Source organism: Candidatus Nitrospira allomarina (assembly GCF_032050975.1).
In the GTDB taxonomy this organism is placed as follows: Bacteria; Nitrospirota; Nitrospiria; order Nitrospirales; family UBA8639; genus Nitrospira_E; species Nitrospira_E allomarina.
In genome coordinates, this window is the sequence record NZ_CP116967.1 from 1736222 (window position 1) to 1761749 (window position 25528).

A 25528-nucleotide genomic window follows, 5' to 3' on the forward strand; every position below is an offset into this window, starting at 1 on the left:
ATTTGTCAAAAATAGTTGCCGACTCAGTAAAGAATATTTATGGAGCAGTCGGGGCGGGAGTGGTCTCTGCCTGGGGTTCAGCTGTGCCGGTTTCAGTTGGAGGAGTTGTCTCAGTGGTCGCTGGAGAGGACGTTTCATGGTGTGAGGTTGGGTGAAGATCTATTACGGTGGACGAGGTATTGGCCTGTTTAGACAGTAATGCCAGGCTGAGCGATGTCAGCATAAACACAATAGCCGCTCCCACTGTGATCTTGCTTAGAAACGTACCGGGGCCCCGGCTTCCAAACACCGTTTGAGAAGACCCTCCAAATGAAGCACCGATCTCAGCGCCTTTTCCTGCCTGGAGCAAGATGGCGGCAATCATGAGAAAACAGACAATGATATGAAGAATGACGGTCAGGGTATACATAATGTGTACGTGTTCGTTGGAGTGTTCCTGGTTAATTGGAAGAAGCTAATTCGGCTATCTTAACAAAGGATTCGGAATTCAAACAAGCTTTTCCCACGAGAGCCCCATTAATTTGTGAAGATTGAAAGAGACTTTTGGCATTGTCCTGAGTCACGCTCCCACCGTAAATGATTGTGGTCTGATCAGGTTTGATGCCCCATTGCCTGGCAAGAAAAGACCGGATATGGCCATGGACCTCGGCTGCCTGGTCGACGGTAGCCGCCTGGCCGGTCCCAATGGCCCAGACCGGTTCGTAGGCGATGGTGATCCTCGCAAAATCTTTTGATTCGAGACCTTCAAGACCGGTTTGTAATTGCTGTTGAATGACGGCCTGGGTTTTATTTGACTGACGCTCTTCAAGACGTTCCCCGACACATAAAATTGGTAGGAGGTCATGGTGGAAGGCGGCGTGGATTTTTTTATTAATAGCCTGGTCGGTTTCTCCAAAAATATGCCGTCGTTCGGAATGTCCAATAATGACATAGTGGCAGCCGACGTCCCGTAGCATGGGTGGCGAAATTTCTCCGGTAAAGGCGCCCTCGTCACTCGCACAGGTATTTTGAGCGGCCAATTGGATGGGCGTGGAAGCCAGCAGGCGTGAAACTGCTGGCAACGACACGAATGGAGGAGCGATGGCCAATTCTACTGACGCCTGTGGTTGATAAATTTGGAGAATATCCTTCACCAGCGACTCGGCCTGGGAAATCGTTTTGTGCATTTTCCAATTGCCGACAATGAATCGACGTAACATGAGGACCTCTGAACTTTTGGAAGTGAAAAAAGGGGGGCGTTGGGATCAAAGACGATCGGGTAAGGCTGCAAGCCCCGGCATATGCTTGCCTTCCAGGAGTTGAAGGGCCGCACCACCACCGGTTGAAATGAACGACATGCTTTCCGATTCTCCGGCTCGATACACGGCGAGAGCCGTATCTCCTCCTCCCACAATTGTTTTCGCATAGGCATTGGCCACAGCATGGGCCATTGCATAGGTCCCGCGTGAAAATGCATCACGCTCAAAGACTCCCATGGGGCCATTCCACAAAATGGTTTTGGCGTTTTGGACGGCTTCACTAAACAGGCGGACTGATGCGGGCCCGATGTCCATGCCATACCAGCCCGCGGGGATTTCCTGCACCGGGACAATTTTTGTTTCCGCTTCAGGGTCGAGACTGGCGGCGACAACACAATCGACGGGAAGATAGAATTTGATTTTTTGAGCCATCGCCTGTTCGTGAATGCGTTTGGCAAAGTCCAGCATGTCTTTTTCGACGAGAGATTGGCCGATTTCCAATCCCATGGCCTTGATAAAGGTAAACGCCATGCCGCCACCGATGATGACTTTATCGACCACCTTGCCAAGATTTTCAATGACCCCGATTTTCCCGGAAACCTTGGCCCCTCCCAAAATGGCCACAAACGGACGAACAGGGTTCTCCACCGTGCCTTCCAGAGCTTCAACTTCCCGTTTCATCAGAAATCCTGCCGCAGATACTTTCACATATTTGGTGATGCCGACAGTGGAGGCATGAGACCGGTGGGCGGTTCCAAAGGCATCATTGATGTACACATCTGCCAATGAGGCCAATTGGGACGAGAACTGGTCGTCGTTTTTTTCTTCTTCCGGATGAAAGCGCAGATTTTCTAATACCACTACGTCGCCGGGTTTGGCTTTGTTGACGACAGCTTCAACGGTCGGCCCAATGCAATCGCCAACAAATTCAACCGGTTTATTTAATAGTCGCTGGAGTCGCTTGGCCACGGGAGCCAGGCTGAGTGCCTGGTTGATGGTTCCATCCGGGCGTCCCAGGTGGGAACAGAGAATGACGACAGCGTTTTCATCTACAGCACGGTTGATGGTGGGAAGGGCGGCCCGAATCCTGGAATCGTCCGTGATCTGGCAGGAGTCATCGAGGGGAACGTTAAAATCCACGCGAATGAGTACGCGTTTGTTGCGGAGGTCAACCTGATCAATGGTTTGTTTTTTTAAATGCTTCATGCCTTCTTTTGCCTTCCGATGCCGATGGTTCGCGGGGGAAAGCCGGTTACATTTGTGATGATGCGATATCTAACGGTGTTGAGCGAGAACATTGATCAGATCGTGCAAGCGGCACGAATATCCCCATTCATTGTCATACCAGGCAAATACCTTAACGAGCCGTTTATTGATGACGGAAGTGAGAGGTGCGTCCACGGTGGCAGAATATGAACACCCATTGAGATCACTGGAAACAATGGGGGCTTCAGAGACCTGCAAGTAACCCTTCAACGAGCTCTGGGCAGCTTGTTGAAAGGCCGCGTTCACCGTTGCCGCATCACAATCGCGTTCGACTTCAACTGAAAGATCAATGAGCGATACATTGGGGGTCGGCACTCGAATGGCCATGCCATCAATCTTCCCTTTTAATTCCGGGATGACCAGGTATAACGCTTTGGCCGCCCCGGTTGATGTAGGAATCATGGATAAGGTGGCCGCCCGTGCCCGGCGTAAATCCTTATGAGGCAAATCAAGCAGTTGTTGATCGTTGGTATACGAATGAATGGTGGTCATAAACCCGTGCTTGATGCCGAATTCCTGTAAAAGAACTTTCGACACGGGAGCGAGACAATTGGTCGTACAGGAGGCGTTTGATATGATGGTGTGTTGTTGAGGATTGTAGTCGGAGTCATTCACGCCCAACACGATCGTGATATCCGGATCTTTGGCAGGTGCTGAAATGATAACCCGTTTGGCTCCGGCCGAAATGTGTTGTCCCGCGCTTTTCCTGTCGGTAAAACGCCCAGTGCATTCGACCACGAAATCAATCTGGTGTTCTTTCCATGGCAAGGCCTGTGGGTCTTTGATGGCCAGAATCTGAATCTGTTTCCCATTGACTGTCAGAAAGTCCGGTCCGTGTTGAATATCGGCTTGAAATTTTCCATGAATCGAATCATAGGTCAAAAGATGGGCCAGGGTTTTTGAGTCAGTCAAGTCATTGATGGCCACAATCTTGATGGCAGGATCTTTGAAACAGGTCCGGAAAAAATTTCTTCCAATGCGACCAAATCCATTAATGGCAACGCGGATACTCATAGTTTGATATACCTAAATAAATGAAAATAAGGGAATCTTTTATAGGTACATGATCGTAATTTCACAATAGCATGAAGTCAAGAAAATATCTCGAGTCCGGCTCATAAAGTTCCTTGTTTTGCTGGGTTGTGAGAGCAATGAGCCTTTGTAAAGCCCGCTATTCCCGTGAACATGGTTTCTGGGTGTGCTCTTTGGACTAAGGAACGGGAGGTTGTCCGTTTTATGGGCCGCTTTGGTAGTAGAAAAATGCTACTTCAGAAAGTGCTCGAGTATTGTGCGATTTGAGGTTGCTAGAGAATTTTCATCGCGGTTTTCACTTCCTGCATCGTCTCCTGTGCCACGTGAGAGGCGCGTTTTCGTCCTTCTTCTACCATTTCCTGCGTCTGTTCAGGATGTTGAAGGATTGTGGCCCGTGTGTCCCACATAGGTCGGTAGCGTTCCACCATGGCGTCGGCAACTTGGCGTTTGCAATCGATGCATCCAATGGCAGCGGTGCGGCAATCCTGGTCAATTTGTTTGACGACGTCGGCAGATGAATAAATTTTGTGAAAGTCAAATACCGGGCAGACATCAGGGTTGCCCTTGTCGGTCCGGCGGACGCGTGCAGGATCCGTCACCATGGTTTTGAGCTTTTGTCGCACGACCGGCTCGGTATCGGAAAGATTGATCGTATTGCCGTAACTTTTGCTCATTTTGCGTCCGTCGGTGCCCATGACTTTGGGAAACTGTGTGAGATGTTCCTTGGGTTCAGAAAATACCGGCGAATAAAGATTGTTGAACCGGCGGCCTATTTCCCGCGTGAGTTCCAAATGGGGAAGCTGATCCTTGCCGACCGGGACGAGATCGGGTTTGTATAACAGAATGTCTGCCGCCTGTAGCACTGGATAACCCAAAAATCCGTAGGTGGAAAGATCCTTTTCTTTGATCTCCACCTGCTTTTCCTTATACGTAGGATTTCGCTCCAACCAGGGAATGGGCACAATCATAGAGAACAGCAAGTGGAGAATGGCATGTTCTGGAATGCTGGATTGGACAAACACCGTAGCCCGTTCCGGATCAATGCCGGCTGCAAGCCAATCAATGAGCAATTCCTGTGTGAATTCTTTAATCCGGCCGGTGTCGGCATAATTTGTCGACATGGCATGCCAGTCAGCCACAAAAAAATAACATTCGTATTGGGCTTGTAAGGTTTTCCAATTTTCCAGAGCTCCGAGAAGATTGCCTAAATGCATGAGCCCGCTCGGTTGCATGCCGCTGAGTACTCGTGTGGTCATAGTCAGTATTCCGGTTCTCGTTAAGTTATGAAAGCAGGTAAAAAGAGGCGTTGAAATACCTGAAACACCATTCCGATAAAGCTGCTGATTATGGGGATATACGAATTCAGCATCAGGAGACCCAAAATAAGAAACATCCCATAGGGTTCCAACCGGTTTAAGATTTCCGCGGAACTGACCGGGAGGAGGCTACGAAGGACCCGGCTCCCATCCAAAGGAGGAACCGGTAAAAGATTAAATGAAAATAGCACGATATTAATGATCATGGAAGATAAGGCCATGGCCGTGAGAGGAACCAGGATCATGCCGAGAAGATCGCGGCGTGGTTCAACGCCAGGCTGAGGAGGCCAGTTGGCTTGGAGAGTGGGGTCGAGATAAAGAAACAGGCCGAGCAGCAGGCTGCTGACAATGGCCAAAAACAAATTCATGAGTGGTCCGGCTGCGGCCACAAAGGCCATATCTCGTCTGGGGTTATGGAGGTGTGCAGGATTGACGGGAACGGGTTTGGCCCAACCAAACACAAACCCTCCAGGTATCAGAGACAACATCAGTGGCACAATGATGCTTCCATACAGGTCGATGTGCGGGAGGGGATTGATGGTGAGTCGTCCCAGGTTTTTGGCCGTCTGGTCTCCAAAGAAATTTGCGACCCACCCATGGGCGCATTCGTGTAAGACCACCGCGGCCATGAGTGGAACCAGCATGAAAGAGAGGTTATAGAGAAAAGAGGAAAGGGAATCCATTTGGCTTAGTTGAGTTGGGTGAAGGTCTTGTTTTTGACCTGGAGGAGGTAGAGCCTTCGGTTCAGTATGCCGGCGGAACTAAAAGAGGCAAATCCGCTCAATGCCGGCAAGTCAGAGCGTCGCACAAGTTGGTCCCAGACCCCTTGTCCGGATTGAGCGCCCTGGCGGATGGTTTCCATCACCATGGTTGCCGCATCATAGGCCTGGAAGGCAAAGAGGGATGGTTCCTTTTGAAACTGACTGCGATACCGCTGAACAAACATCTGAATATTGGGATCAGGACTGTTGGGAAAAAATCCATCGACAAAAATATGACCGTCCAGATCGTGTTTGGCCCACCGAAATAATTCAGAGTTATGCCAGCTATTGCCGCCTAAAATCGGCACATTCATGTCATAAAATGCCAGTTGTGCCGCAATGAGGGCCAAGTGCACGGGCTGTCCCGGGACAAACACGGCGTCAATCCCCGGTGTGTAGACCAAGCGATCTTCTCCGGTTCGGGTTTTTTCGTTTTGGGTGGTGCCGTATTTGGCCAGATCTTTTTCCTTCAAGTGGCGTAATTGTTCACCAATATCGGTCTGGTCATCAGCATAGCCTTCTGAGGCAATAATTTCCCCGCCGGAGTGCAACACTTCTTTCGCGAACATATCAGCCATTTCTCGTCCATACGCTGTTTGGGGATAAATAATGCCAAAACGGTGGTATCCCAGTTTTAGGATGGCATATTCCACCAGGCGTTTGGCCTGGACGGATGAGGTCATGGCGGTACTAAACCAAAAAGATCCAAACTGCCGAACATTTAAGAGCGTGGATGAAGGGGTGATAAACGGCGTGACATAGTCATCAGGGAGTCGGCCGAGTCCCTGTATCTCACGTGACAAAAGGGGCCCTACGACTGCAAGGGGCCGAAATTCATCAAGCATTTGTTGTATCTCAACGCGCAATGGGGCGGTGAGGGTTGTGGTATCTTTTACGACCAGCCCAACCGAGGTCAGTCCCCATTGTTCCTTGGCAATTTCGAGAGCGAGTCGAATGCCGTTTAACGAATCCGTGCCATAGGTTTTCATGGGGCCGGAAAAAGGCAGGGCGGCGGCCAAAATATGCGAATGAAATTTGATTTTGCTGATAAATGATTGGAGGAGGGCCATCGCGGTTTGAGCATAGGGATGGGAGGGAAAGCGTTTGAGAAATCCCCGGATATCCCGTTCGGCGAGGACCTCGTCCCCATGGGCAGTATGCAGTTCAATCAGCCGGATGGTTGCGATGTCACCCGGATACCGGGAGGAATAACTCTCAACCAGTTCCTGGAGCGCGGGTTCGTCCAACTGCTGTAAAATCAGTGTTTGAGTGAGGCTTTCTAACTCGAGCCGTTCGGTCTGGTCGGCCAGACTCATCTCATTTAAGAGGGCTTTTACGGCGCCCAGCGGGTTGTGATTGTTTAACTCGGTTTGACGGATCAATTGGAATATTGACCGGCGCAGGTCCAGATCCGTGGCGTAATCCAATGCCTGATACAATTGATCCAGGGCAGGCTCATAATTCTGTAATTCGATATAGAGTTCGGCCATTAAGACCCGTGCCGGGTTCGTGGAGTGTGAAAAGGGAAATTCCTCCAGGAGTTGCTTCAAAACCGTAAGGGCATCCGTTGGCTGATGATCATGTTTCAGGGCGGTTGCCTGCAAAAGATAGGCTTCTTCAAGGATCTCTGGAGGAGGAAATGAATCTATCAGCTTCTCGAGAGTCGTAATGGCGGCTGCAGGATTATCGGCTTCAAGCTCCAATCTTGCCTGAGCCAGAAGAGGAGAAGTTGAAGTTTGTTGAGCAAATGCGATGTTGAAGCTTTCGCCAAAGAAGGGCCACCATCCATCGTGCAGTCCCGGGCTTCCCAGGATGAGACACAAAAAGGTTCGCAGCAACAGATATTTAAGTCTGACAGTCGTCAAAGGGAATTTACCTAAACGCCTTGGAAATGGAAGGGATTGTTCGTATGGAAACAGGCCAATACCCGAATGCTTGGGTGGATAATTTACAAGCAGAATACGGTGACGACAATGCTTTTCTTATTTAGTATACCAGGAAGTTCGCTTACCAAAATAGAAGAATGCAAGAAAAACTCTGGATAGGATTATGGTCGGTGGGGGCATGAAAAGGTTTGTGTTTTTCCCATCGTAAAGATAAGGGTGGCGTAAAGAGCCGATGCAGGAATGTATTGATCGTTATCTCACCATGCTGCAAGTCGAGCAGGGCTATGCGGCGAATACCATTGAGAGCTATCGTCGGGACCTCAGGAAACTCGAGATCTTTTTTCGAACGCACGACATTGCCGATCCCACATATCTTTCCAGGCCACTGTGGTTTCAATTCTTAAACAGTTTGAAAGCCGAAGGGCTGTCCTCCTCTTCAATTGCCAGGTGCCTGGCTTCTATCAGGGGTTTCTATAAATCGTTTGAGAGGGGAAGGGATGATCCGACATTTGAGGGTATTTTAAAAGGGACGCCGAAGCAATGGAGTCAATTGCCAAAGTTGTTGTCCGAAGCCGAAGTGACCAGATTGCTCAACTTATCCGTGATGGACACCAGGGAAGATCTACGTGATGCCGCCATGGTGGAACTGCTCTATGCCACCGGTCTTCGGGTGTCGGAACTCATCAATTTGGAAATGGCGCATCTCAATCTGGATGTGGGGTTTTTGCAAGCGACTGGCAAGCGGGACAAACAACGAATTGTTCCGATCGGAGACAAGGCACGCCAGTTGGTCTCGGAGTATCTGCAGTCTTCCCGTCCGGCCTTTGTCAAAAAGCGAACGTCTTCCGCGTTATTTCTTACCCGGCTGGGTCGGGCCATGAGCCGCCAATGTTTTTGGAAAATTCTCAAGGATCGTACGGCTCGTGCAGGCATCACCAAGCCTATTTCACCTCATATGCTTCGCCATTCCTTTGCCACGCATTTATTGGATCACGGGGCCGATCTTCGTTCGGTCCAAATGATGCTCGGCCATGCCAGCATTGCCACGACACAAATCTATACTCATGTGGAGCAAGCCCGCCTCAAAAAGGTTCATGACCAATACTTTCCCCGTAAACAACGGACGAGGGTCTTTGGAGCCTCTCATGATACTGAGTCTTGAGCAGATATTTGCCCGGGTGTCGCCCTGCGGTGATGGCCCGATTCCAATTTGCAATTGGAAAAAGGCCTATGGCAGGCTAGCACCGAGCTTTTATTTTATAAATTTTTGGAGGGGTGGGTTATGAAGTATAGAAAGCAGGTGCATTATGTGAAGGGCGTGTTTGCGTGCCCAAAATGTCATCAACATTTTGTGCAAGAGAAGTGGTTGGAGGAATTCCGGGTACGATGTCATAAGTGCGATTATCGAGGGGCCTTAACCCATGTATCGGTGGAAGAGCAGATGGACGAAGAAATTGAACGCCGATAGCGGGGTTTGGGGTTCTTAAGGATTGGTCTTTCAGGTCGGGAACTTTGATTTCTCTCTTCCAGTTTGATTCTCCTATGAAGATTTTTCGGGGAAATACCTTATGGGTAGCTCTGGCTGTCCTTGTTTGGTGGTGTGGGTATGTGCAAGTTTCCGCTCAGACTTCATCTCCCCAAGCATCTCCTCAAGCTAGCGATGGCCTTCAGGTCTTAGTCACCTATCATTCTCTGTCGGGTCATACGGCCGAGATGGCCAAGAGTGTGAAAAAGGGTGCTGAATCGATACCAGGGACCACCGTCCTCCTGAAGACCGTGGGGCAGGTGACCGCCGATGAGTTGTTTGGCAGCGATGCAGTCATCGTGGGTTCGCCAGTCTATTGGTCGAATATGTCAGGTGAAGTCAAAGCATTTTTTGACCGGTGGCAGTTTGAATTTGGCGTGTATCCTGAATGGAAAATGCGTAATAAGGTAGGAGCAGCCTTTGCGACCGGTGGGCAAATATCAAGCGGAAAAGAGGTGACGATGTTGACCATCCTTGCAGCCATGCTTGGAAATAAGATGATTGTTGTGAGTGACGGAGGAGCGTTTGGCGCTTCAGCCACCACGGAAGGCGATAGCCCTGGCATTAATGATGCGGAGCGTGCGGATGCATGGGCGTTGGGAAAGCGTGTGGCTGAAGTGGCGTGGGTGATCAAGCGAGGCCAGACGATCCCAGGGCAATCCTGAAGGGCATTTTATGAGTTCGATACCGGGAAACTTAGACGATAAATGGGTCATTTATTGGGAGCGGGAGTATGCCACCGCCTTTGCTCCGGAACGACTCAAGCTGGATTTCCATCCCCACCGCCCCTTGATGACCAACATGCCGTTGCCTGAGCAACGGGAGTTAGCGGCCTCCGGATACAAGGTCCTTCCTGATGATTGCGGGCCGGTTCGGGCCGTAGGTCAATACGGCTGGCTCATCCGTTCACCTGCGGATTGCCGGTTTCGTAGGAAAGGCACTGGTTTTGAATGGCAGTCTCCGCCCATACTTCCTGAAGAGCGGCTCTTGGGGTATAAGTCATTTTCGGGAATGTATGTCGATACGATTTTGAATAGTGGATTTCCCAAGCTCTATTGTGGCATTCGTTTTTATTACCCCAAACAAGTCGGCATGATGATGAAGGATCTTCCCAATCATTTTTATCATTTCCCCAACCGGACCTTCTCCATCTGGGAAGGGATCAAAACGCAAGAATATAAACTAACCCCGAATCCCTATGATTTTCTGCCTGACCACGATGCCTTTGTGACGAATTTTCTGCTGCAATTGGACCCTTCTCCGGACAAGACCACGACTATTCTCCGTGGCGATCCCATTGGTGTGGTATTCCCGGTCATGCTTCCGAAACATTTCATACTCGAAGAGTTGAAGCATCCTTCTGAAGCCCCCAACGCATAATGCCGAGCAGGCCCTCGGCTTGATCCTCTCGCGTCCTTTTCCCCTTATTTACTATATCAGTGCCTGTGAGGTAGAAGATGTTGCCCGATTTTCCCGCCTAAGGGAAAGCCTGTTGACGCGTTAAATTGATATACTGGTTGAGTGTCGGCGGAAACGCGTGGGCCGCGATACCAATAAACGCATTTGTTGGTTCGATTTTCGTGCTCATGAGGGAGGAGCGTGAAGGTACAACCCAAGTCTGATTTGATTCTTCACCAATGGCAGACTCTTGCCAAAGCCTGTGATGACGGAGAGAGTCAGACTCGACTAGCGATATTGTGGGAGCACATTAATCGGTTTCCGGTCAGGCAGGCGGCGTCCGCCCATGCCGAGATCGAGACGGCGTATTTTCTCGCGCAAGCGGGCTTTTCCGTGGCATTTTTAGAGGCCTCTGGCGGTCGAACGGCGGATTTGGAGTGTTATGAAGGTACCCATCGATTTTTTGTGGAAGTCACGGTTATCCAATCGACCCAAGGACCTACTCGCAAATCACCGGCGGTGCGCCTGCAACCTCACCAGATTTTGGAATCCTCGGATGAGTTTTTTGAACAGGCTTTAGTTAGGCGATTGTTGTCACGCATGGCCGAAAAAGCCAGGCAATTAGAACGGTACTGTGCACCCGTGTTGCTGGCAGTCAGTGTACCCGATTTACCCTGGAGGAAAGGGCGCCCTCAGGACATTCCTTCCTTGGATCTTCAGCGATTGGCTGCGATGTTGGTCGGAGTGGTTGTTGACGTCCCTCAGTTCAGTGCGATCCTGCTGACCTTATGGAAGGCACCGGCGCAGGAATTACGTAATCCCATTCGTATTCGCCAGGTCACGTGGGTTACTCGACCTCCAGGGGATGCACGCGACCCTCGAATTCGATTGTTGGCAGTGAACCCGGTTGCTCGATATCGCCTTAGCTCCCAAGAACTCACAAGTATCAAGGAAAGGATGTGAGGCAAACCTGCGGGAAAGGATTGGAAAAAGTACGAACGGTCAGGATGAAGGCAGGGACGCTTTCAGGGCTTCCAGGTTTTTAATGACGAGGAGATCACCATTCTTGGTTGCCACGGTGATGCCTTGGGTGCATATTGTCCGGCATTTTTGAAAATCGCCTGTCTGGTGAAGCGATTGAGCCAATGCAAAATAGGCGGCTGAGTATTCAGGTTTCACCTCAATGCATTGCTCCAGGGCAGGAATCGCCTCTTTCCAATTTTCGTCATTCATGTAGGCTTTCCCCAGGCCGAACCACATGGTTTCGTCCTTCGGATCCATTTGGAGCACTTTCTTGAATTGTTCGATCTTAGGATTGGCCATGGTTGAGATCCGATCAGAAATAAAGGTGACGAAACAAGAACGAAATCGAGCCTATCATGCGGGTGTATTCGTTGTCTAAGCCATTCCCCTATGCTAGGATCTTTTTCGCTTTTCCCTCCTGCTTGTCAGTAGGCGCAAGATTTATTCCCGGTAACGGTGATCAGGTTTTTCCTCGTTAGCATGATTTCCTTTTCAAGTTTAGGAGTTCTTGAGTATGGGACGTGTTGGATACGTATCTCATCCGGCCTATGAGCTCCATGAGATGAGCAGAAGCCATCCGGAGTCACCTGAACGGCTTCGTGCAATACGCGCACAATTAGAAAGTTCGGGAACGTGGTCCCGGCTGCATCAGGTTGCCCCACGACGGGCCGATCTGAAATGGATTGAACTCGTCCACGACTCATCCTATGTGGAAAGTCTTGAACGACGCTCCCCCTCAACTGGGTATGTCTCCCTGGATCCTGATACGTCGATGTGTCCGGGAACGCTGGAGGCCGCCTATCTGGCAGTCGGCGGGGGATTGGCGGCGGTGGATGCGATCATGAACCATGACATTGATCAGGCGTTTTGCGCTGTGCGGCCTCCTGGGCATCACGCGGAGGCGGATCGAGCGATGGGGTTTTGTTTCTTTAACACCATCGCGATTGCCGCCCGTTATCTTCAGCAACAATATGGACTACAGAGGATTATGATTGTGGATTGGGATGTGCACCATGGCAATGGCACGCAACAGGCCTTCTATGATGATCCCACAGTCCTTTTTTTTAGTACCCACCAGGCTCCATTTTATCCCGGGACGGGCCGTTCGACGGAAACCGGGGCAGGTCAAGGGAAAGGTCTCACCATCAATGTGCCGCTCCCGGGAGGACAAGGGGATGGGGAGTATCGCGAAATATTCCAGAAGGTCTTGGTCCCCGCTGCCGAACACTTTCAACCTGAATGTATTCTGATTTCCGCCGGATTTGACGGTCACCGGGATGATCCATTGGCGAGTATGGCCTTAACGGAGCAAGGGTATGCCGATTTGACCACGATTGTCTCGAAGATTGCAAAAACATTTGCAAGGGGGCGAATCGTGTCATGTTTAGAAGGTGGGTATCACCTCAAGGCGTTGGCGGGATCCGTGGACCGCCACCTACAGGCTCTGCTGGATAATTAACGCGATGAAATCAAAGCGATCATGGGGAGGAAAAGCGTGGTTGTTGCTCCTATTGGTGCTAGGGGTAGGGATCTATATTTTTTATACGGAGATTCGTCCCACCGTCATATTCGGCTTACGAGAGGATTACGCGAAACCCATTCCCTATCAACAGATTCCAGTGGGATTGCAGAGCTTGAAAGCGGAGGAATGTGGAAGTTGTCATGTCGAAATCTACGAAGAGTGGAAATCCAGTATTCATGCCAAGGCCTTTCACGATCCGTTTTTTCAAGCCTATTGGAAAAAAGATGACAATATCTGGGTCTGTTTGAATTGCCATACGCCATTGGAAAATCAGCAACCGACTCTTATTCAAGACCTTCCCCGTGGCCGTGTCGAAAAAGCCATTCAAATTCCCAATTACCGGTACGATGCGGAGTATCAACAAGAAGGTGTGACGTGCGCAGCCTGCCATGTTCGGGATGGAAAGATTCTCGGTCCATATGACGATTCGGCGGCGCCGCATCCCACCCAATTCGATCCTTCCTTTAGAACGACCCAAGTCTGTTATCGTTGTCATAATGTCGTTTCGGGACCCATGCAATTCTACAATGCAGGGCCTTGTGGTACGTATCCTGAGTATGAAGGCAAGTTTTTCATGAAGGAAAAGGGACTGATTTGTCAGAGTTGTCATATGCCGGAAGTCGAGCGGCCGGTGGCCAAGGGTAGCCCTATCCGATTTGGTCGACGGCATCTCTGGCGGGGAGGTCATGATCCGGACATGGTCAAGCGAGCGGTCGCTGTCCAAGTGCAGGCAGATCCTCCGACACCCCAACCGGGTGACGATGTCAAATTGACGCTGACTCTGATTAATGCGGGGGCTGGGCACAAAATCCCGACAGGGGACCCTGACCGGTTTTTTACCGTTGAATTTACGGTGCGCGATTCGAACGGTACGGTGGTGCATGAGCAGTCTGATACCATGGGCCGTTGGATCCTCTGGCAGCCTGTGATTGTGGAAGTATATGATAATCGATTGCTGCCCCTTGCCAGCCGGGATTATTCCTTTGAATATGAAATCCCCGAACATGAAAAAGGGTGGATCGTTCAGGCGCGGATTCGGTATCATATTCAGACCGATAGTCAAAATCAGATGTTGAGAGATCGGTATGGTCTGACGGCCGATGATCCATATGTCTTTACGATCTATGAACGAGAGTACCCCTTGGATGCGACCTTGTCTACGATTGTGCAGGATCAGGAACCCGATCTTCGGGTAGGGTGTATGGCACCGTCCGATGGGCTTACTCCTCATCCCCCGGCAGATATGTCTTCACTCCATTCATAAAGGAAAGCACTGTGGCTGAAAATTTTTTCATTGATACTGAATCACTTGCCCAAAATCTGGGCCGCGAAGACTTGGTCATTCTTGATGTACGAGGCCGCGCGGCCTATTCCTCACATATTCCCGGTGCTGTTCACAGTACGTGGCATGAGTACAGCGATCCCTCGGCCGTGGCAAAGGGGGTCTTAGACCCTGATCTTGGGAGAATTGAACAGCGTCTTCGAGCGCTCGGTATTAACCAGTCCAGTGACGTGGTTATTTATTGCAACCCCTTCGATAATTGGGGTGATGAGGGACGCATGTTTTGGATGTTGACCTATCTGGGTCATCCAAGCGTCCGGATTCTGGACGGTGGGTGGGTCAAGTGGACTGCAGAGCAGCGCCCATTTGAACATGAAGCGATTCAACCCAAGCCGGGCGATTTTGCTGTTAAGGCCAATCCGGACCTCATTGTGAATAAGGATGGATTGAAAAAGCTGGTCAAAGGACCCCATCCGGATACCATCATTCTTGATGCCAGAAGCGTTGAGGAATATGCGGGGAAAGAGATCGATGGGTTGCCTCGGGCCGGCCATATTCCTTCTGCCATCAATATCCCGTGGAACCGGTTTTTACAACGGGATGCCACGGTGAAACCTCCGGAGCAGGTCAGGAAAATATTTGAGGATCACGGGTTACGGGACAATCAGGAAATCATGACATATTGCCTGGGTGGCGTCCGGGCGGCTTGGGTCTTTTGTCTATTGCGATACGTCGGGTTTCCACGAGTGAAAGTCTATCCAGGGTCATGGTGGGAATGGTCACGTGATTTTGCGGCACCGGCGGAAAAAGATGTGAAGTTATTATATCGAGTCACCAATCAGGATCAAATGAGAACATCTTGATCTCGTGTATGAGAGATGAGATTATAACCTACTCTCTCAGTTCAATATTAATTTACTTTTTCAAGGAGGTCAGGGATGAAAAAGCAAGCGGTTGTTAGGGGAATTGGTCTGTTTGCCATTCTAGGGTTACTGTTTGCGGGGTCGTGGGGTTCTCTCGCCCTTGCAGGAGCCAATCCACATGTGGCTGAAGCGATTGCCCATGCCCAGGGAGCCGTGAAACATGGCGAGCAGGGACATGCTGATGCGTTGGTTGAGCATGCCCAGGAAGCCTTGACCCACGCCCAAGGTGCCCAAAAGGACGTGAAAAATCCTCATTTAGACGAAGGGGTTCACGAACTCATGGAAGCGGTGGAACATGGCAAAGCCGGTCATGCCGATGTCGGGACCAAGCATGCGAAAAGCGCAGTGATGCATTTGAAAGAGGTTAAGTAATCATAAAGCCTTAATCTGATGAAAGAAGCGGGTAGAGTTCATCTCTGCCCGCTTTTTTTTGTGGGGTGGTGATGTCCAAGATCAGTGGAGGGTATTTTCAATTTTCTCCGGTGTTTGGAGAGATCCAACGTAATCTAGAAACCATCCTGAATGCCATCCATAACTTTGAAGGGCATCTCCTTGTTTTTCCCGAACTTGCCCTCTCGGGTTATCAATTTCTTTCTAAAGACGAAGTCCGCGAACTGGCTGAAGACATTCCTTCCGGTCCCGTAATTAAAACCCTGGAGGAGGCCGTGCGGGGACGCGACCTGCACGTCGTGGTCGGGTTGGCTGAACGAGACCATGACCGGTTATATAATTCGGCAGTGCTGATCGGCCCGAAAGGGTATATCGGGAGATATCGGAAAACCCATTTATTTTTTGAGGAAACCCTCTGGTTTGATCCGGGAGATACGGGATTTCTTGTCTGGGATATTGGAAGGGCTAAGGTGGGCCTTCTCGTCTGTTTTGATTGGTTTTTCCCGGAAGCCGCAAGAAGTCTGGCCATTAAGGGCGCCGATATTTTATGCCACCCCAGCAATTTAGTGTTGCCTTATTGTCCTGATGCCATGGTGACGAGATGCTTGGAAAACGGGGTATTTGCCATCACAGCCAATCGAGTCGGTCGTGAACAGCGTGGGGAAAAACCTGCATTGCCGTTTATTGGCATGAGTGAGATTGTGGCCCCCAATGGACAGATTTTGTGTCGGTCTTCCCTCAAAGACGATGAGGTTGGTCAGTACGAGATGGATATGGCGGAAGCCCGCGACAAACGAATCAATCCCTATAACGATTTGCTTAAAGACCGACGTCCTCAATGGTATGTTTTGTAAGGGGCAAGTAGTTGGAATGCACGAGCCAGGGCGCCGCTAGGCTTGACATAACCGGGAGGATGCCCTAAATCCTGAATTAAGGGTGTAAACCCAGGAGCCAGGCAGGAGCAGGAAGAGTTTTTCAAGGATGAATCTTTCTATTGGCAGGGACGAGGAGGATATTATGAAAAGGTGGTTGGTTTTTTCGGTCGTGCTTCTATTCGGATTGCCCGGGTGCATGGTTTCGAAGTCGAAATATGAGGCATCGGTGGCGGATATGGAGTCGGCCAAGGCCGAGTTGGAAAAAAGCCGGATGCATCAGGAAGCCCTTGAAGAACAAATACGCAATTTAAAAGGATTGAACGAAAAAGTTTCCACGGATTTGGAGACGATGACCACCGAGGTGCAACGAATTAAAGAAGGAAGAAAAAATGAGCACACTTTATTGGAAACACGTGAGCGGGAATTGGATCAGGAGAAAGAGCAGCTCACGTCCAAATTGCGTGTGGTCGTGGACCAATATCAAAAAGTGAAAGCGCAAAACAAAGCCCTGAAAGAGACAGTGTTGCGCTATCAGAAGGAATTAAAAGACACCCGTGAATCTTCTATAGGAAGTACTGCCGGAGTGATGAAGTCCTTGGAGAGGCCTGACATGCCCAAGACCGAAAGTGCCCCGTCAGTGAATTCCAGCCCGATCGTTTCGTCCAAACCACCTGTGCCTAAAATTGTGACGCCCCCCACCCTGCCAAAAATCGGAGGGGATTTAGTCAATATTAATAAGGCGCCAGTGAGTGATCTCGTGTTGACGCTGGGATTAACTCGGGAGGTAGCTGAGGAAGTGGTTTCAAACCGGCCTTATCGCCTCCGTGGCGAACTTGTAGCGAAAAACATTATTCCAAAAGCCACATTTGACGAGATTAAGGACCGTATTACAGCTTCTCCCTAATGGAAGTGGTGAATAATGCCGCTTGCGCCGCCTGGCCGTGCTCACCTACTCCTCCGTACGCTCCGCTCGTCCAAGCAGCTGCGGCCTTCTTTTCGGCATGACTGGACGAGCCTATTTGAACACTCAGCATTCTTCAACATGGAGAACTTCATCAACAAAGATGGAGTTCTCCATGTTTATTGAGTGTAGTCTTACGACCTGTCCGTTGGGGGCGGACTATTCGTCAGGCAGCGATCTTCGATAATTTGTCCATCCTGTAGTTGAATCAGCCGGTCGGTCTGCAGGGAGAGTTTTTCGTTGTGGGTCACAATCACGAAGGCTGTTCCATGCGTGTGATTGAGTTTTCGTAAAAGTTCAAATAATTCATCGCCGGTATGCGTATCCAGATTGCCTGTCGGTTCATCTGCCAACACCAGGTCAGGGTGCCGGATTAAGGCTCTGGCCACGGCGACACGCTGCTGCTCTCCTCCTGATAATTCCCCTGGTTTATGGTGCAGACGGTGAGAAAGCCCCACTTCAGATAGGAGAGATTTTGCCGCGTCCATGGCCTGCTGTTTGGGAATTTTTTGGATGAGCGCCGGGAGATAGGTGTTTTCCAACGCGGTGAATTCCGGAAGAAGGTGATGAAATTGAAAAACAAATCCGATGGATCGATTCCGAAATCCCGCTAACGCGGTTTCGCTGACCCGGAACATATTCTTTCCTTCAAACAATACTTTTCCACTTGTCGGGCGATCCAAGGTTCCCATGATGTGGAGCAGGGTACTTTTTCCTGCACCTGAGGCTCCGACAATCGACACCATTTCCTTTCGCGCTAACGTCATGGAAATGCCGTTGAGGACATGCACCGTTTGCTTGCCCATCTGAAATGAACGACAAAGATTGTCGATAGAGACCAATGGCACCTGGGGCGTGAACTCTGAGTCGATTGGGTTATTCATAACGAAGGGCGCTGACTGGATCTAATTTCGCTGCTTGCCATGAAGGGTAGAACGTGGCGGCAAAACTGATCAGGATGGCCGAGGTGGCTACTAACAGCACATCCAATGGCAGGATGTGGACGGGAATGCGGGATATGTAATAGACGGAGGCGTCGAAGGTCCAATAGTTCTGAATGAGCCACAAAAAAGTATAGCCGAGTGGGACCCCAATGCCCGTTCCCACGATTCCGATTACCAACCCGTTTAACATGAAAATCCGCATGATGGCTCCTGGCGTGGCGCCCATGGCTTTGAGGATGGCAATTTCCCGTTGCTTTTCGTTGACAATCATCGTCAAGGTCCCCACGATATTGAACGAGGCGACCAGGGTGATCAAGACCAGCAGAAGAAACATCATGGTCTTTTCGAGTTTTAATGCCGAAAACAAATTTCGATTTAGTTGCATCCAATCACGGGCAATAAAGATGTGACCGAGTGTGGCCTCTAATCGTTGGGCAATCTGCTGGGCCAAAAATACGTCATTGACTTTGACTTGAATCCCCGTAACCGTCTCTCCGAGATTGAAAAATTTCTGGGCCTCTTCCAGACTGATATACGACAATGAAGAATCATATTCGAACATGCCGGATTCGAACACGCCGACCACGGTGTAGGGCCGAATTTTCGGTGTCATGGTCAACGAGGTCATTGGGCCGACAGGTGAGACGACGTTGATGGTATCGCCGATAAACACGCCAAGCCGGAAGGCCAATTCCTTCCCCAAAATAATTCCTGGCGGGTTGGAGGGCGCAGGAGTGGGGTTGTCCCGACCGGAATCAGGAGATGTCGATGTGGGTGGGGCAAAAGGGCGGGTCAGGTCAGCCAAATCCCCAAATTTCATGTTGGCTTCTATATCGGTCACGCGTGTTTCCTGCGAGGGCTGGATGCCCCGGAGGATGATCCCTTGCACGGCCGTTTTCGAGGTGACGAGCACTTGTTTGAAAATAAACGGGGCAGCGGCTATCACATCGGGAACGGCTTCAATTTGATCGACCAGGTCCGCATAGCCTTTCATGTCATTGCTGCCCCGTTCCTGGACGATCACATGCGCAGTGGTGCCAAGAATTTTCGACTGGAGATCCTCCTTGAAGCCGGTCATGATGCCAAGCGTGCCAATGAGTGCTGCGACACCAAGCGTGATTCCGGTGATGGAGATAAACGTGTTCAGCGAAATTGTTCGTTGCCGACGCTTGGCCCGAAGATACCGCAGTCCGACTAAAATCTCATATGGGAGGGTCACAAAGGCCGATCCGGTCGAAGTTGGGGAAAAAGAATGACATCGCGAATCGAGGCCTGATTGGTGAGCAGCATGACGAGTCGATCAATCCCAATACCTTCTCCTGCTGTGGGAGGCATGCCATATTCGAGGGCTCGAATAAAGTCCTCATCGAGATAATGGGCTTCGTCGTCTCCTGCATCACGCAATGCCACTTGGGCCTCAAAGCGTTGTCGCTGGTCTAATGGGTCGTTTAACTCCGAAAATCCATTGGCTAATTCCCGTCCACCAATGAAGAGTTCAAATCGGTCGGTCAGTGCCGGGTTGGATTCTTTTTTCCTGGCCAAGGGAGAGATCTCAATCGGGAAATCGGTAATGAATGTTGGTTGAATCAAGGTCGGCTCGACTGTGGCTTCAAAAAGGTTGACGAGGATGTCGACATGGCCGGCTTGCGGCACATAATCAACCCCTAACCGTTTTGCCGCGTCTATGGCTTTCTTTTGGTCGGACAGGATCTCAGGATCCAACCGGTTGACCTCTACGATCGAGTCCAAATACGGCACCCGGCGCCAGGGTGGCGCCAGAGAAATGCTTTGGCCCTGGTATGCTACCGTTGGGCCTCCGCACACTTCCAGACTCAAGGTGTGGAACAACTGTTCGGTCAGGTCCATCAGATCATGATAATCCGCATAGGCCTGATAAAATTCCAACATGGTAAATTCAGGATTGTGAATGGTGGAAATGCCTTCATTGCGGAAATTGCGGTTGATTTCAAAGACGCGCCGGAATCCCCCGACAATGAGGCGCTTGAGGTATAATTCCGGTGCCACACGCAAATATAAATCTACGTCGAGGGTGTTGTGATGGGTCACAAACGGGCGTGCCGTGGCTCCTCCAGGGATGGAATGCATCATCGGTGTTTCTACTTCGAGGTATTCTCGTTCCGTGAGAAACGAACGAATGATATTAATGATTCGACTGCGCGTGCGGAAGACCTGGTGTACCGATGGATTGGCAATCAAATCCACATAACGTTGCCGATACCGGGTTTCGATGTCGGTGAGCCCGTGCCATTTTTCCGGAAGAGGCCGTAACCCCTTCGTGAGAAAGGTGAGGCGATGGACTTCCACCGTGAGTTCGTCGGTTTTGGTGCGAAATAACTTGCCTTCGACTCCGATCCAATCCCCTAAATCAAACGACTGCGAAAGTTCGAAGGACTGATCCCCAAGCAGATCTTTCTTGAGGTAGACCTGGAGACGATGGCCTTCTTCCTGTAGGGCTGCGAAAGCAGCCTTTCCGAAACGGCGCATGGCCACAATGCGTCCGGCTACCGTGCACGAAACCGGTGTGCCTTCAAGCTCTTCTTTGGTCGAGTCCGTATATGATTGAAGAAGGGTCTCAAGTGTGTGAGAGGTGGGAAAACGTGTACCAAACGGATGGATGCCTTGCTCCTGAAGCGCGTGGAGTTTTTCCAATCGTTGTTGTTGTTGTTCGTTCAATTCTTCCATAACTTACATGGCTCTACTGATTCATGAAGGTGAATGTCTCGATGGTTGTCTGGTCAGCGCATGCTATACGAATGTGTCGGTGATGAATCATGAAGGCCGAGTATCAAATGTGGAGGCGTGTTAATTGGCCGGCATATGTGAAGCCTTCGAGGCCTTCATGGTTAAATACGCTTCGATAAATGGGTCCAGCCCTCCATCCATGACTGCGGGGACATTGCCTGACTCGTAGTTGGTCCGGTGGTCTTTGACCATTTGATACGGTTGAAACACATAGGAACGAATTTGGCTACCCCAGGCGATATCTTTCTTTTCTCCAACAATATTTTGAAATTCCGCGTCTTTCTTTTGTTGTTCCAGCTCATACAGCTTCGCTTTTAACACCCGCATGGCGCCGATCCGGTTTTGTAATTGCGACCGTTCATTTTGACATTGGACCACGGTTCCCGTGGGAAGATGGGTCATGCGAATAGCGGTTTCCACCTTGTTCACATTTTGCCCGCCCGCGCCACCCGCGCGAAAGGTATCGACTTTCAGATCCTTATCATCAATCACAATATCAATGTCATCGTCCAATTCCGGATAAACCCCCACGGCGGCGAACGAGGTATGCCGACGCTTGTTGGCGTCAAAGGGCGAGATGCGAACCAGCCGGTGCACGCCCGCCTCTGAGTGCAGGTATCCATAGGCCAATGGACCCCCAATGGCCAAGGTTACGCTTTTAATGCCGGCTTCATCGCCAGGTTGCAGATCGATGGTTTCCACTTTGTACCCCCGTTCCTGAGCCCATCGAATATACATGCGCATGAGCATCTGTGCCCAGTCCTGAGATTCGGTTCCGCCTGCTCCGGGATTAATGCTGAGAATGGCATTATTCTGGTCATGTTCGCCCGATAACAATTGTTCCAATCGCCAGGCTTCCAGCGTGGCCTCAATGTCTTTGATGCCCTTGCTCCACTCGGCTTCTAATTCCGGATCCCCTTGTTGGCCAATCAGATCAAGAATGGCAAGAAGGTCATCCCGTTGCTGGTCGATTTGTTGAAGGCGTGCGAGTTGGCGTTCGATCTCAGCTTGACGTCGTCCGGCTTTGGCAGCCTGCCGGGGATTGTTCCAAAAATCCGGTTGGGAGGTCTCCCGCTCCAGTTCTTCCAGTTCAGTTGTTAGCCGAGGAACGTCAAAGATACCTCCGGAATTCCAGAATGTAGTCGTTGATTTTGTCCATTCGAATGCGAATATCTTCAAGCATGGGCAGCACTCCTCTCGTGGCTATATCAGTGAAGACCGTGGCTTAGGGGTGGAAAGCGGTGTGGTAAACCGACACCAACCGAACAAAATACCAGCTATTATAACACAACCCCAACTAAAGACATCCCCAAATTGCGTGTAAAAGGTGGGTGATGAGGAACGGAGTGGGAGTAATCCCGTCACCGCCTGTTCTGAGAAAATTGATGTCTGGGAAAGAATGTGTCCGTCTGGGGCAATGAAGCCGGAAATCCCGGTGTTGGCGGCCCGGGCAAATCCTAAATGGTTTTCCACGGCACGAAAAACGACCATGCCGAAATGTTGATACGGCGCAGCAGAATTCCCGAACCAGGCATCATTGGTAATCGTGACGAGAAAATTAGCGCCCTCCTGGGCCATCCGGCGAACCAGATCGGGGAAAATCACTTCGAAACAAATAGCCACCCCGAATCTCGGACCACTGCCGGGTGGCAGCGTTGGGACTTGCATGGTCATGACTCCCTGGCCCGATTTGAAGTCCCCGATCCCTACCACGAGCTTATCCAGAAAAAAGAGAATTGATCTCAAGGGTATGTATTCCCCAAATGGCACGAGATGACGTTTGTCATACCGGTCTGAGGCCCGTCCTTCAGCCGTCACTAGAAAGGCACTATTGTACAAATAAGGACGGCCGTCCTGTTGAAATCGAAGTGTGGGGCTGCCAAATAGCAACGAGTTGTGTGTGTTTTTCGCAATATCAAGGATTTGTTTCTGGTAGTCGGGTTCCTGCTCGAAGAGAAAGGGTGTGGCTGCCTCCGGCCAAATGAGCAGGTCGGTATTTTTCCCGGCTTTAAGGCTGAGCGAGGCGTAGCGTCGAAGTGTCTCATCCCGATAGGCCTCGTTCCATTTGACGGCTTGATCAATATTGGCTTGGACCAACCCAATTGATAGCGTGCGTGCCGAGGCGTCAAGGTTGGCCTGTTCCTGCACCCGCCAGGTTCCATAGGCCAGGACGAGACTCAGGGCGCACCCAAAGCCTGTCACCGACACCCAGGGTCCCGGAAGGGCCAAGCCTCGTCTTTTGCCGTCGATCCATAACAAAAGAGAAGTCAGAGCAACATTCCCCATGACGAGTAAAAATGATACCCCATAAACTCCCGTCACATCGGCAAATTGAATAAGCGGGAGCCATTGGTATTGAGAATAGCCCAAGAGCGCCCAGGGGAACCCGCTCAACGCATGGGTTCGCACAAATTCCAAGGTGACCCACAAGGCGGGAGCTCCCAGCCACAAGAGTTTGGGGCAGGTGTGTTGAAACTTGGCATATCCCCAGCCATAAATGCCCATGTATAGGCCAAGGTAGGCAGCCAAAAGGAGCATCAACAACGCACTCACCATGAACGGCACTTGACCAAATTGATGCATGGCCGTGATGACCCATGTCACGGTCCCTGCAAAGGCGATGGTTCCGGCCAGCCATCCATAATACAAAGCCCGTCTTGGCGGGAGGTCATGAATAATAATTTGGAGCGGAACCAACACCAACCAGGCCAGCCATCCGAGATCAAAGGGCGGGAAGCTCAGAGGATGAAAAATTCCGATTAAGGCGAGAGCGAAAAAAGAGGCTATTGTCCTGCGAGACGGAAAAAATGAAGGTGGAATGGTCTGCCCCACGTTAATAGGGACCAGCGGTCGTTTCCAGGGGCGAGCCCTGCTGATTTATCAGATGTGGGCGTATTTCAGAATGACACCTAAGAATCAGTAGGAAAATCGGCTGGAAAGGAATGAAGTAATGATGATAGTCGAATAGGTGAATACGATTCAGGGCTACAAGAACAACAAATGGGAAATACCGTTCACTTCGCATGAACGGCCTGAGAATCGACTAGACGGCTTTTTGGACCAATCCGGACCGCAGGCAACGGGTGCAGACTTTAATGCGTTGTGCCGCACCTTTCACGAGAGCGCGAACCGTCCGGAGATTCGGCCGAAAGATCCGTTTTGTGCGATTATTCGCATGACTGACATTGTTTCCCACTAAGCGGTTTTTTCCGCACACATCACATGAAAAAGCCATGGTTTTCTCCCTGGATATTTAAAAAGGACAGAATGGTCGATTAGAGTCTGTTTGTTACCACAGGTGCTATTGTACACACAAGACCCAAAATATCAAATTACGGCTTGTGATAATGCCCAGGGTATTCTTATCTGTGGGCATTTGTCGGGACGAGTCATAAGTGACACCGGATGCTTGATGGAGAGAAGGGCGAAGCTTCCTCAAGCAGAGAGCCTGCGAGATACGGTTACAACCCATTTCAGTATAGTATGATGGGCATTTAGGACCTGGCCTTGAATGAGAGCCTCCATAAGAAGGTAGTCCTAACCTGATTATGGTCAAGACCAGGTTTGAGAACGCAAAAGTTTCCCTCATGGTCAGATTCTCAGTGATATCTAAAAATAGTAAGGAAATGGGAAGCCCTCCACTCATGGAAGGGCACAAGACAATCTCCTACCTTGAATAAATCTTTACCTAAAAAATAAAACTCTCTTTTATACACTGAATACTGAACCTTCGCTTATCACAGAAAAAGTAGAGCCATATAAATCCATTTTTTATTTAACAGGGGCAAGCGGGTGCACAGATTATAGGCCTTAAGCCACACTTGCTATAAACTTCCTCAAGTGATAATCCCAAGCCGCATGAGGACTTGAATGTATTTTGGCAATTAGTCGAAGTATTTTCAAAGAGGATCTCAAAAAATGAATTATCTATCATGTTCGTTGAATTTGAAACATCAGAAATACCCTGATAACAGGTGTTGAGGGGAATGGGTAGTAGTACTTTCCTCCTGTTTGGCTGTCGAACGTTTACCACACGGCTGAAGTTAACGTTTTATACACAAACGTTGTGTATTCCTTGAGGGTAGGCGCGATGTTCTCATGACTAGGTGTTGTGTCTCTAGCGGGATACATCCAGGTGTGATTTTCCAGAAGAGTCCCGACTGGGGGTTTCACCAACAGTCTTTTGAACTTTTCCTGGAACATTGGTCGTGGTCAAACTTTGCCGGGAATTGATATCACGCCTGCTCCATGTCCATCGGGCTGTCAGTTCGATCTCACCGACCCGACATCTGGATTCTAATTTAAATTTCAGCCTTGACTCGGGTACTATCTACACGATAGGCGCACAAAAAATAATCCTTACGGAACTAAGAGGAAGAGAATAGGCCGTTCTGTTTCTGGGGAATCCAGACCTGGTTCCAAC

Annotated in this window: 25 protein-coding genes; 11 read left to right on the forward strand and 14 right to left on the reverse strand. The window is 50.2% G+C overall.

What is annotated here, in order from left to right; translation table 11 throughout:
- Nucleotides 1-37 precede the first annotated feature (37 nt).
- The 7 genes from secG to PP769_RS07770 all read right to left on the reverse strand — a co-directional run bounded on the left by secG (nt 38) and on the right by PP769_RS07770 (nt 7478).
- Nucleotides 38-409, reverse strand: a complete 372-nt coding sequence (secG, locus tag PP769_RS07740; RefSeq protein ID WP_312646422.1) for a preprotein translocase subunit SecG — start codon at nt 407-409, stop codon at nt 38-40.
- Nucleotides 410-440: 31 nt separating this feature from the next.
- Entirely contained in the window at nt 441-1199 is a 759-nt protein-coding gene (gene tpiA, locus PP769_RS07745; RefSeq protein WP_312646423.1) for a triose-phosphate isomerase, read from the reverse strand.
- A 45-nt stretch (nt 1200-1244) separates the two neighbouring features.
- On the reverse strand, nt 1245-2444 hold the full coding sequence (locus PP769_RS07750) for a phosphoglycerate kinase (RefSeq protein WP_312646424.1): 1200 nt from the start codon (nt 2442-2444) through the stop codon (nt 1245-1247).
- Between the two features lie 69 nt (nt 2445-2513).
- On the reverse strand, nt 2514-3518 hold the full coding sequence (gene gap, locus PP769_RS07755) for a type I glyceraldehyde-3-phosphate dehydrogenase (protein ID WP_312646425.1): 1005 nt from the start codon (nt 3516-3518) through the stop codon (nt 2514-2516).
- Nucleotides 3519-3808: 290 nt separating this feature from the next.
- The gene (gene trpS / locus PP769_RS07760; protein ID WP_312646427.1) at nt 3809-4792 is read right to left on the reverse strand and encodes a tryptophan--tRNA ligase; all 984 of its coding nucleotides are present in this window, start codon (nt 4790-4792) and stop codon (nt 3809-3811) included.
- Between the two features lie 20 nt (nt 4793-4812).
- On the reverse strand, nt 4813-5496 hold the full coding sequence (locus PP769_RS07765; RefSeq protein WP_312646428.1) for a site-2 protease family protein: 684 nt from the start codon (nt 5494-5496) through the stop codon (nt 4813-4815).
- A gap of 44 nt (nt 5497-5540) precedes the next feature.
- The gene (locus tag PP769_RS07770) at nt 5541-7478 is read right to left on the reverse strand and encodes an ABC transporter substrate-binding protein (protein WP_312646429.1); all 1938 of its coding nucleotides are present in this window, start codon (nt 7476-7478) and stop codon (nt 5541-5543) included.
- Nucleotides 7479-7731: 253 nt separating this feature from the next.
- Here PP769_RS07770 and xerD point away from each other — a divergent pair, with 253 nt between their 5' ends.
- From xerD to PP769_RS07795, 5 genes are all read left to right on the forward strand, one after another.
- A complete protein-coding gene (gene xerD, locus PP769_RS07775; RefSeq protein ID WP_312646430.1) occupies nt 7732-8661 on the forward strand; it encodes a site-specific tyrosine recombinase XerD in 930 nt (309 codons plus the stop codon).
- Nucleotides 8662-8781: 120 nt separating this feature from the next.
- Entirely contained in the window at nt 8782-8967 is a 186-nt protein-coding gene (locus tag PP769_RS07780; protein WP_312646431.1) for a hypothetical protein, read from the forward strand.
- A gap of 74 nt (nt 8968-9041) precedes the next feature.
- Nucleotides 9042-9689 carry a flavodoxin family protein gene (locus PP769_RS07785; protein ID WP_312646432.1) on the forward strand — a complete coding sequence of 216 codons (648 nt, stop codon included), beginning with the start codon at nt 9042-9044 and terminating at the stop codon, nt 9687-9689.
- Between the two features lie 10 nt (nt 9690-9699).
- Nucleotides 9700-10404, forward strand: a complete 705-nt coding sequence (locus PP769_RS07790) for a hypothetical protein (RefSeq protein ID WP_312646433.1) — start codon at nt 9700-9702, stop codon at nt 10402-10404.
- A 219-nt stretch (nt 10405-10623) separates the two neighbouring features.
- On the forward strand, nt 10624-11385 hold the full coding sequence (locus PP769_RS07795) for a hypothetical protein (protein WP_312646434.1): 762 nt from the start codon (nt 10624-10626) through the stop codon (nt 11383-11385).
- Between the two features lie 39 nt (nt 11386-11424).
- Here PP769_RS07795 and PP769_RS07800 read toward each other — a convergent pair whose 3' ends face one another.
- A complete protein-coding gene (locus tag PP769_RS07800; RefSeq protein ID WP_312646435.1) occupies nt 11425-11745 on the reverse strand; it encodes a tetratricopeptide repeat protein in 321 nt (106 codons plus the stop codon).
- 214 nt (nt 11746-11959) lie between these two features.
- On the opposite strand from PP769_RS07800, the gene PP769_RS07805 reads away from it, so the two are divergent.
- The 6 genes from PP769_RS07805 (at nt 11960) to PP769_RS07830 (ending at nt 17341) form a co-directional block, all read left to right on the forward strand.
- Complete coding sequence (locus tag PP769_RS07805) at nt 11960-12904, forward strand: histone deacetylase family protein (protein WP_312646436.1); 945 nt, start codon at nt 11960-11962, stop codon at nt 12902-12904.
- Between the two features lie 4 nt (nt 12905-12908).
- On the forward strand, nt 12909-14231 hold the full coding sequence (locus tag PP769_RS07810) for a multiheme c-type cytochrome (RefSeq protein ID WP_312646437.1): 1323 nt from the start codon (nt 12909-12911) through the stop codon (nt 14229-14231).
- Between the two features lie 11 nt (nt 14232-14242).
- A complete protein-coding gene (locus PP769_RS07815; protein ID WP_312646438.1) occupies nt 14243-15112 on the forward strand; it encodes a sulfurtransferase in 870 nt (289 codons plus the stop codon).
- A gap of 75 nt (nt 15113-15187) precedes the next feature.
- A complete protein-coding gene (gene smbP, locus PP769_RS07820) occupies nt 15188-15544 on the forward strand; it encodes a small metal-binding protein SmbP (protein WP_312646439.1) in 357 nt (118 codons plus the stop codon).
- Between the two features lie 71 nt (nt 15545-15615).
- On the forward strand, nt 15616-16416 hold the full coding sequence (locus PP769_RS07825; protein ID WP_312646441.1) for a nitrilase-related carbon-nitrogen hydrolase: 801 nt from the start codon (nt 15616-15618) through the stop codon (nt 16414-16416).
- 163 nt (nt 16417-16579) lie between these two features.
- Nucleotides 16580-17341: a helix-hairpin-helix domain-containing protein gene (locus PP769_RS07830; protein WP_312646442.1), complete on the forward strand. Its 762-nt coding sequence runs from the start codon at nt 16580-16582 to the stop codon at nt 17339-17341.
- Between the two features lie 191 nt (nt 17342-17532).
- On the opposite strand, the gene PP769_RS07835 is transcribed toward PP769_RS07830, so the two are convergent.
- The 6 genes from PP769_RS07835 to rpmB all read right to left on the reverse strand — a co-directional run bounded on the left by PP769_RS07835 (nt 17533) and on the right by rpmB (nt 24340).
- On the reverse strand, nt 17533-18282 hold the full coding sequence (locus PP769_RS07835) for an ABC transporter ATP-binding protein (RefSeq protein WP_312646443.1): 750 nt from the start codon (nt 18280-18282) through the stop codon (nt 17533-17535).
- Complete coding sequence (locus PP769_RS07840) at nt 18275-19561, reverse strand: FtsX-like permease family protein (protein ID WP_312646444.1); 1287 nt, start codon at nt 19559-19561, stop codon at nt 18275-18277. The genes PP769_RS07835 and PP769_RS07840 overlap by 8 nt, the downstream gene beginning before the upstream one ends.
- Entirely contained in the window at nt 19558-21045 is a 1488-nt protein-coding gene (lysS, locus tag PP769_RS07845) for a lysine--tRNA ligase (protein ID WP_312646445.1), read from the reverse strand. The genes PP769_RS07840 and lysS overlap by 4 nt, the downstream gene beginning before the upstream one ends.
- A 120-nt stretch (nt 21046-21165) precedes the next feature.
- A protein-coding gene (prfB, locus tag PP769_RS07850) for a peptide chain release factor 2 (RefSeq protein WP_312646446.1) occupies nt 21166-22288 on the reverse strand; the annotation gives its coding sequence in 2 pieces (ribosomal slippage) (nt 21166-22218 and nt 22220-22288; 1122 coding nt in all).
- A 20-nt stretch (nt 22289-22308) separates the two neighbouring features.
- Nucleotides 22309-23937: an apolipoprotein N-acyltransferase gene (gene lnt / locus PP769_RS07855; protein WP_312646447.1), complete on the reverse strand. Its 1629-nt coding sequence runs from the start codon at nt 23935-23937 to the stop codon at nt 22309-22311.
- Nucleotides 23938-24148: 211 nt separating this feature from the next.
- Entirely contained in the window at nt 24149-24340 is a 192-nt protein-coding gene (gene rpmB, locus PP769_RS07860) for a 50S ribosomal protein L28 (RefSeq protein WP_312646448.1), read from the reverse strand.
- Nucleotides 24341-25528 lie beyond the last annotated feature (1188 nt).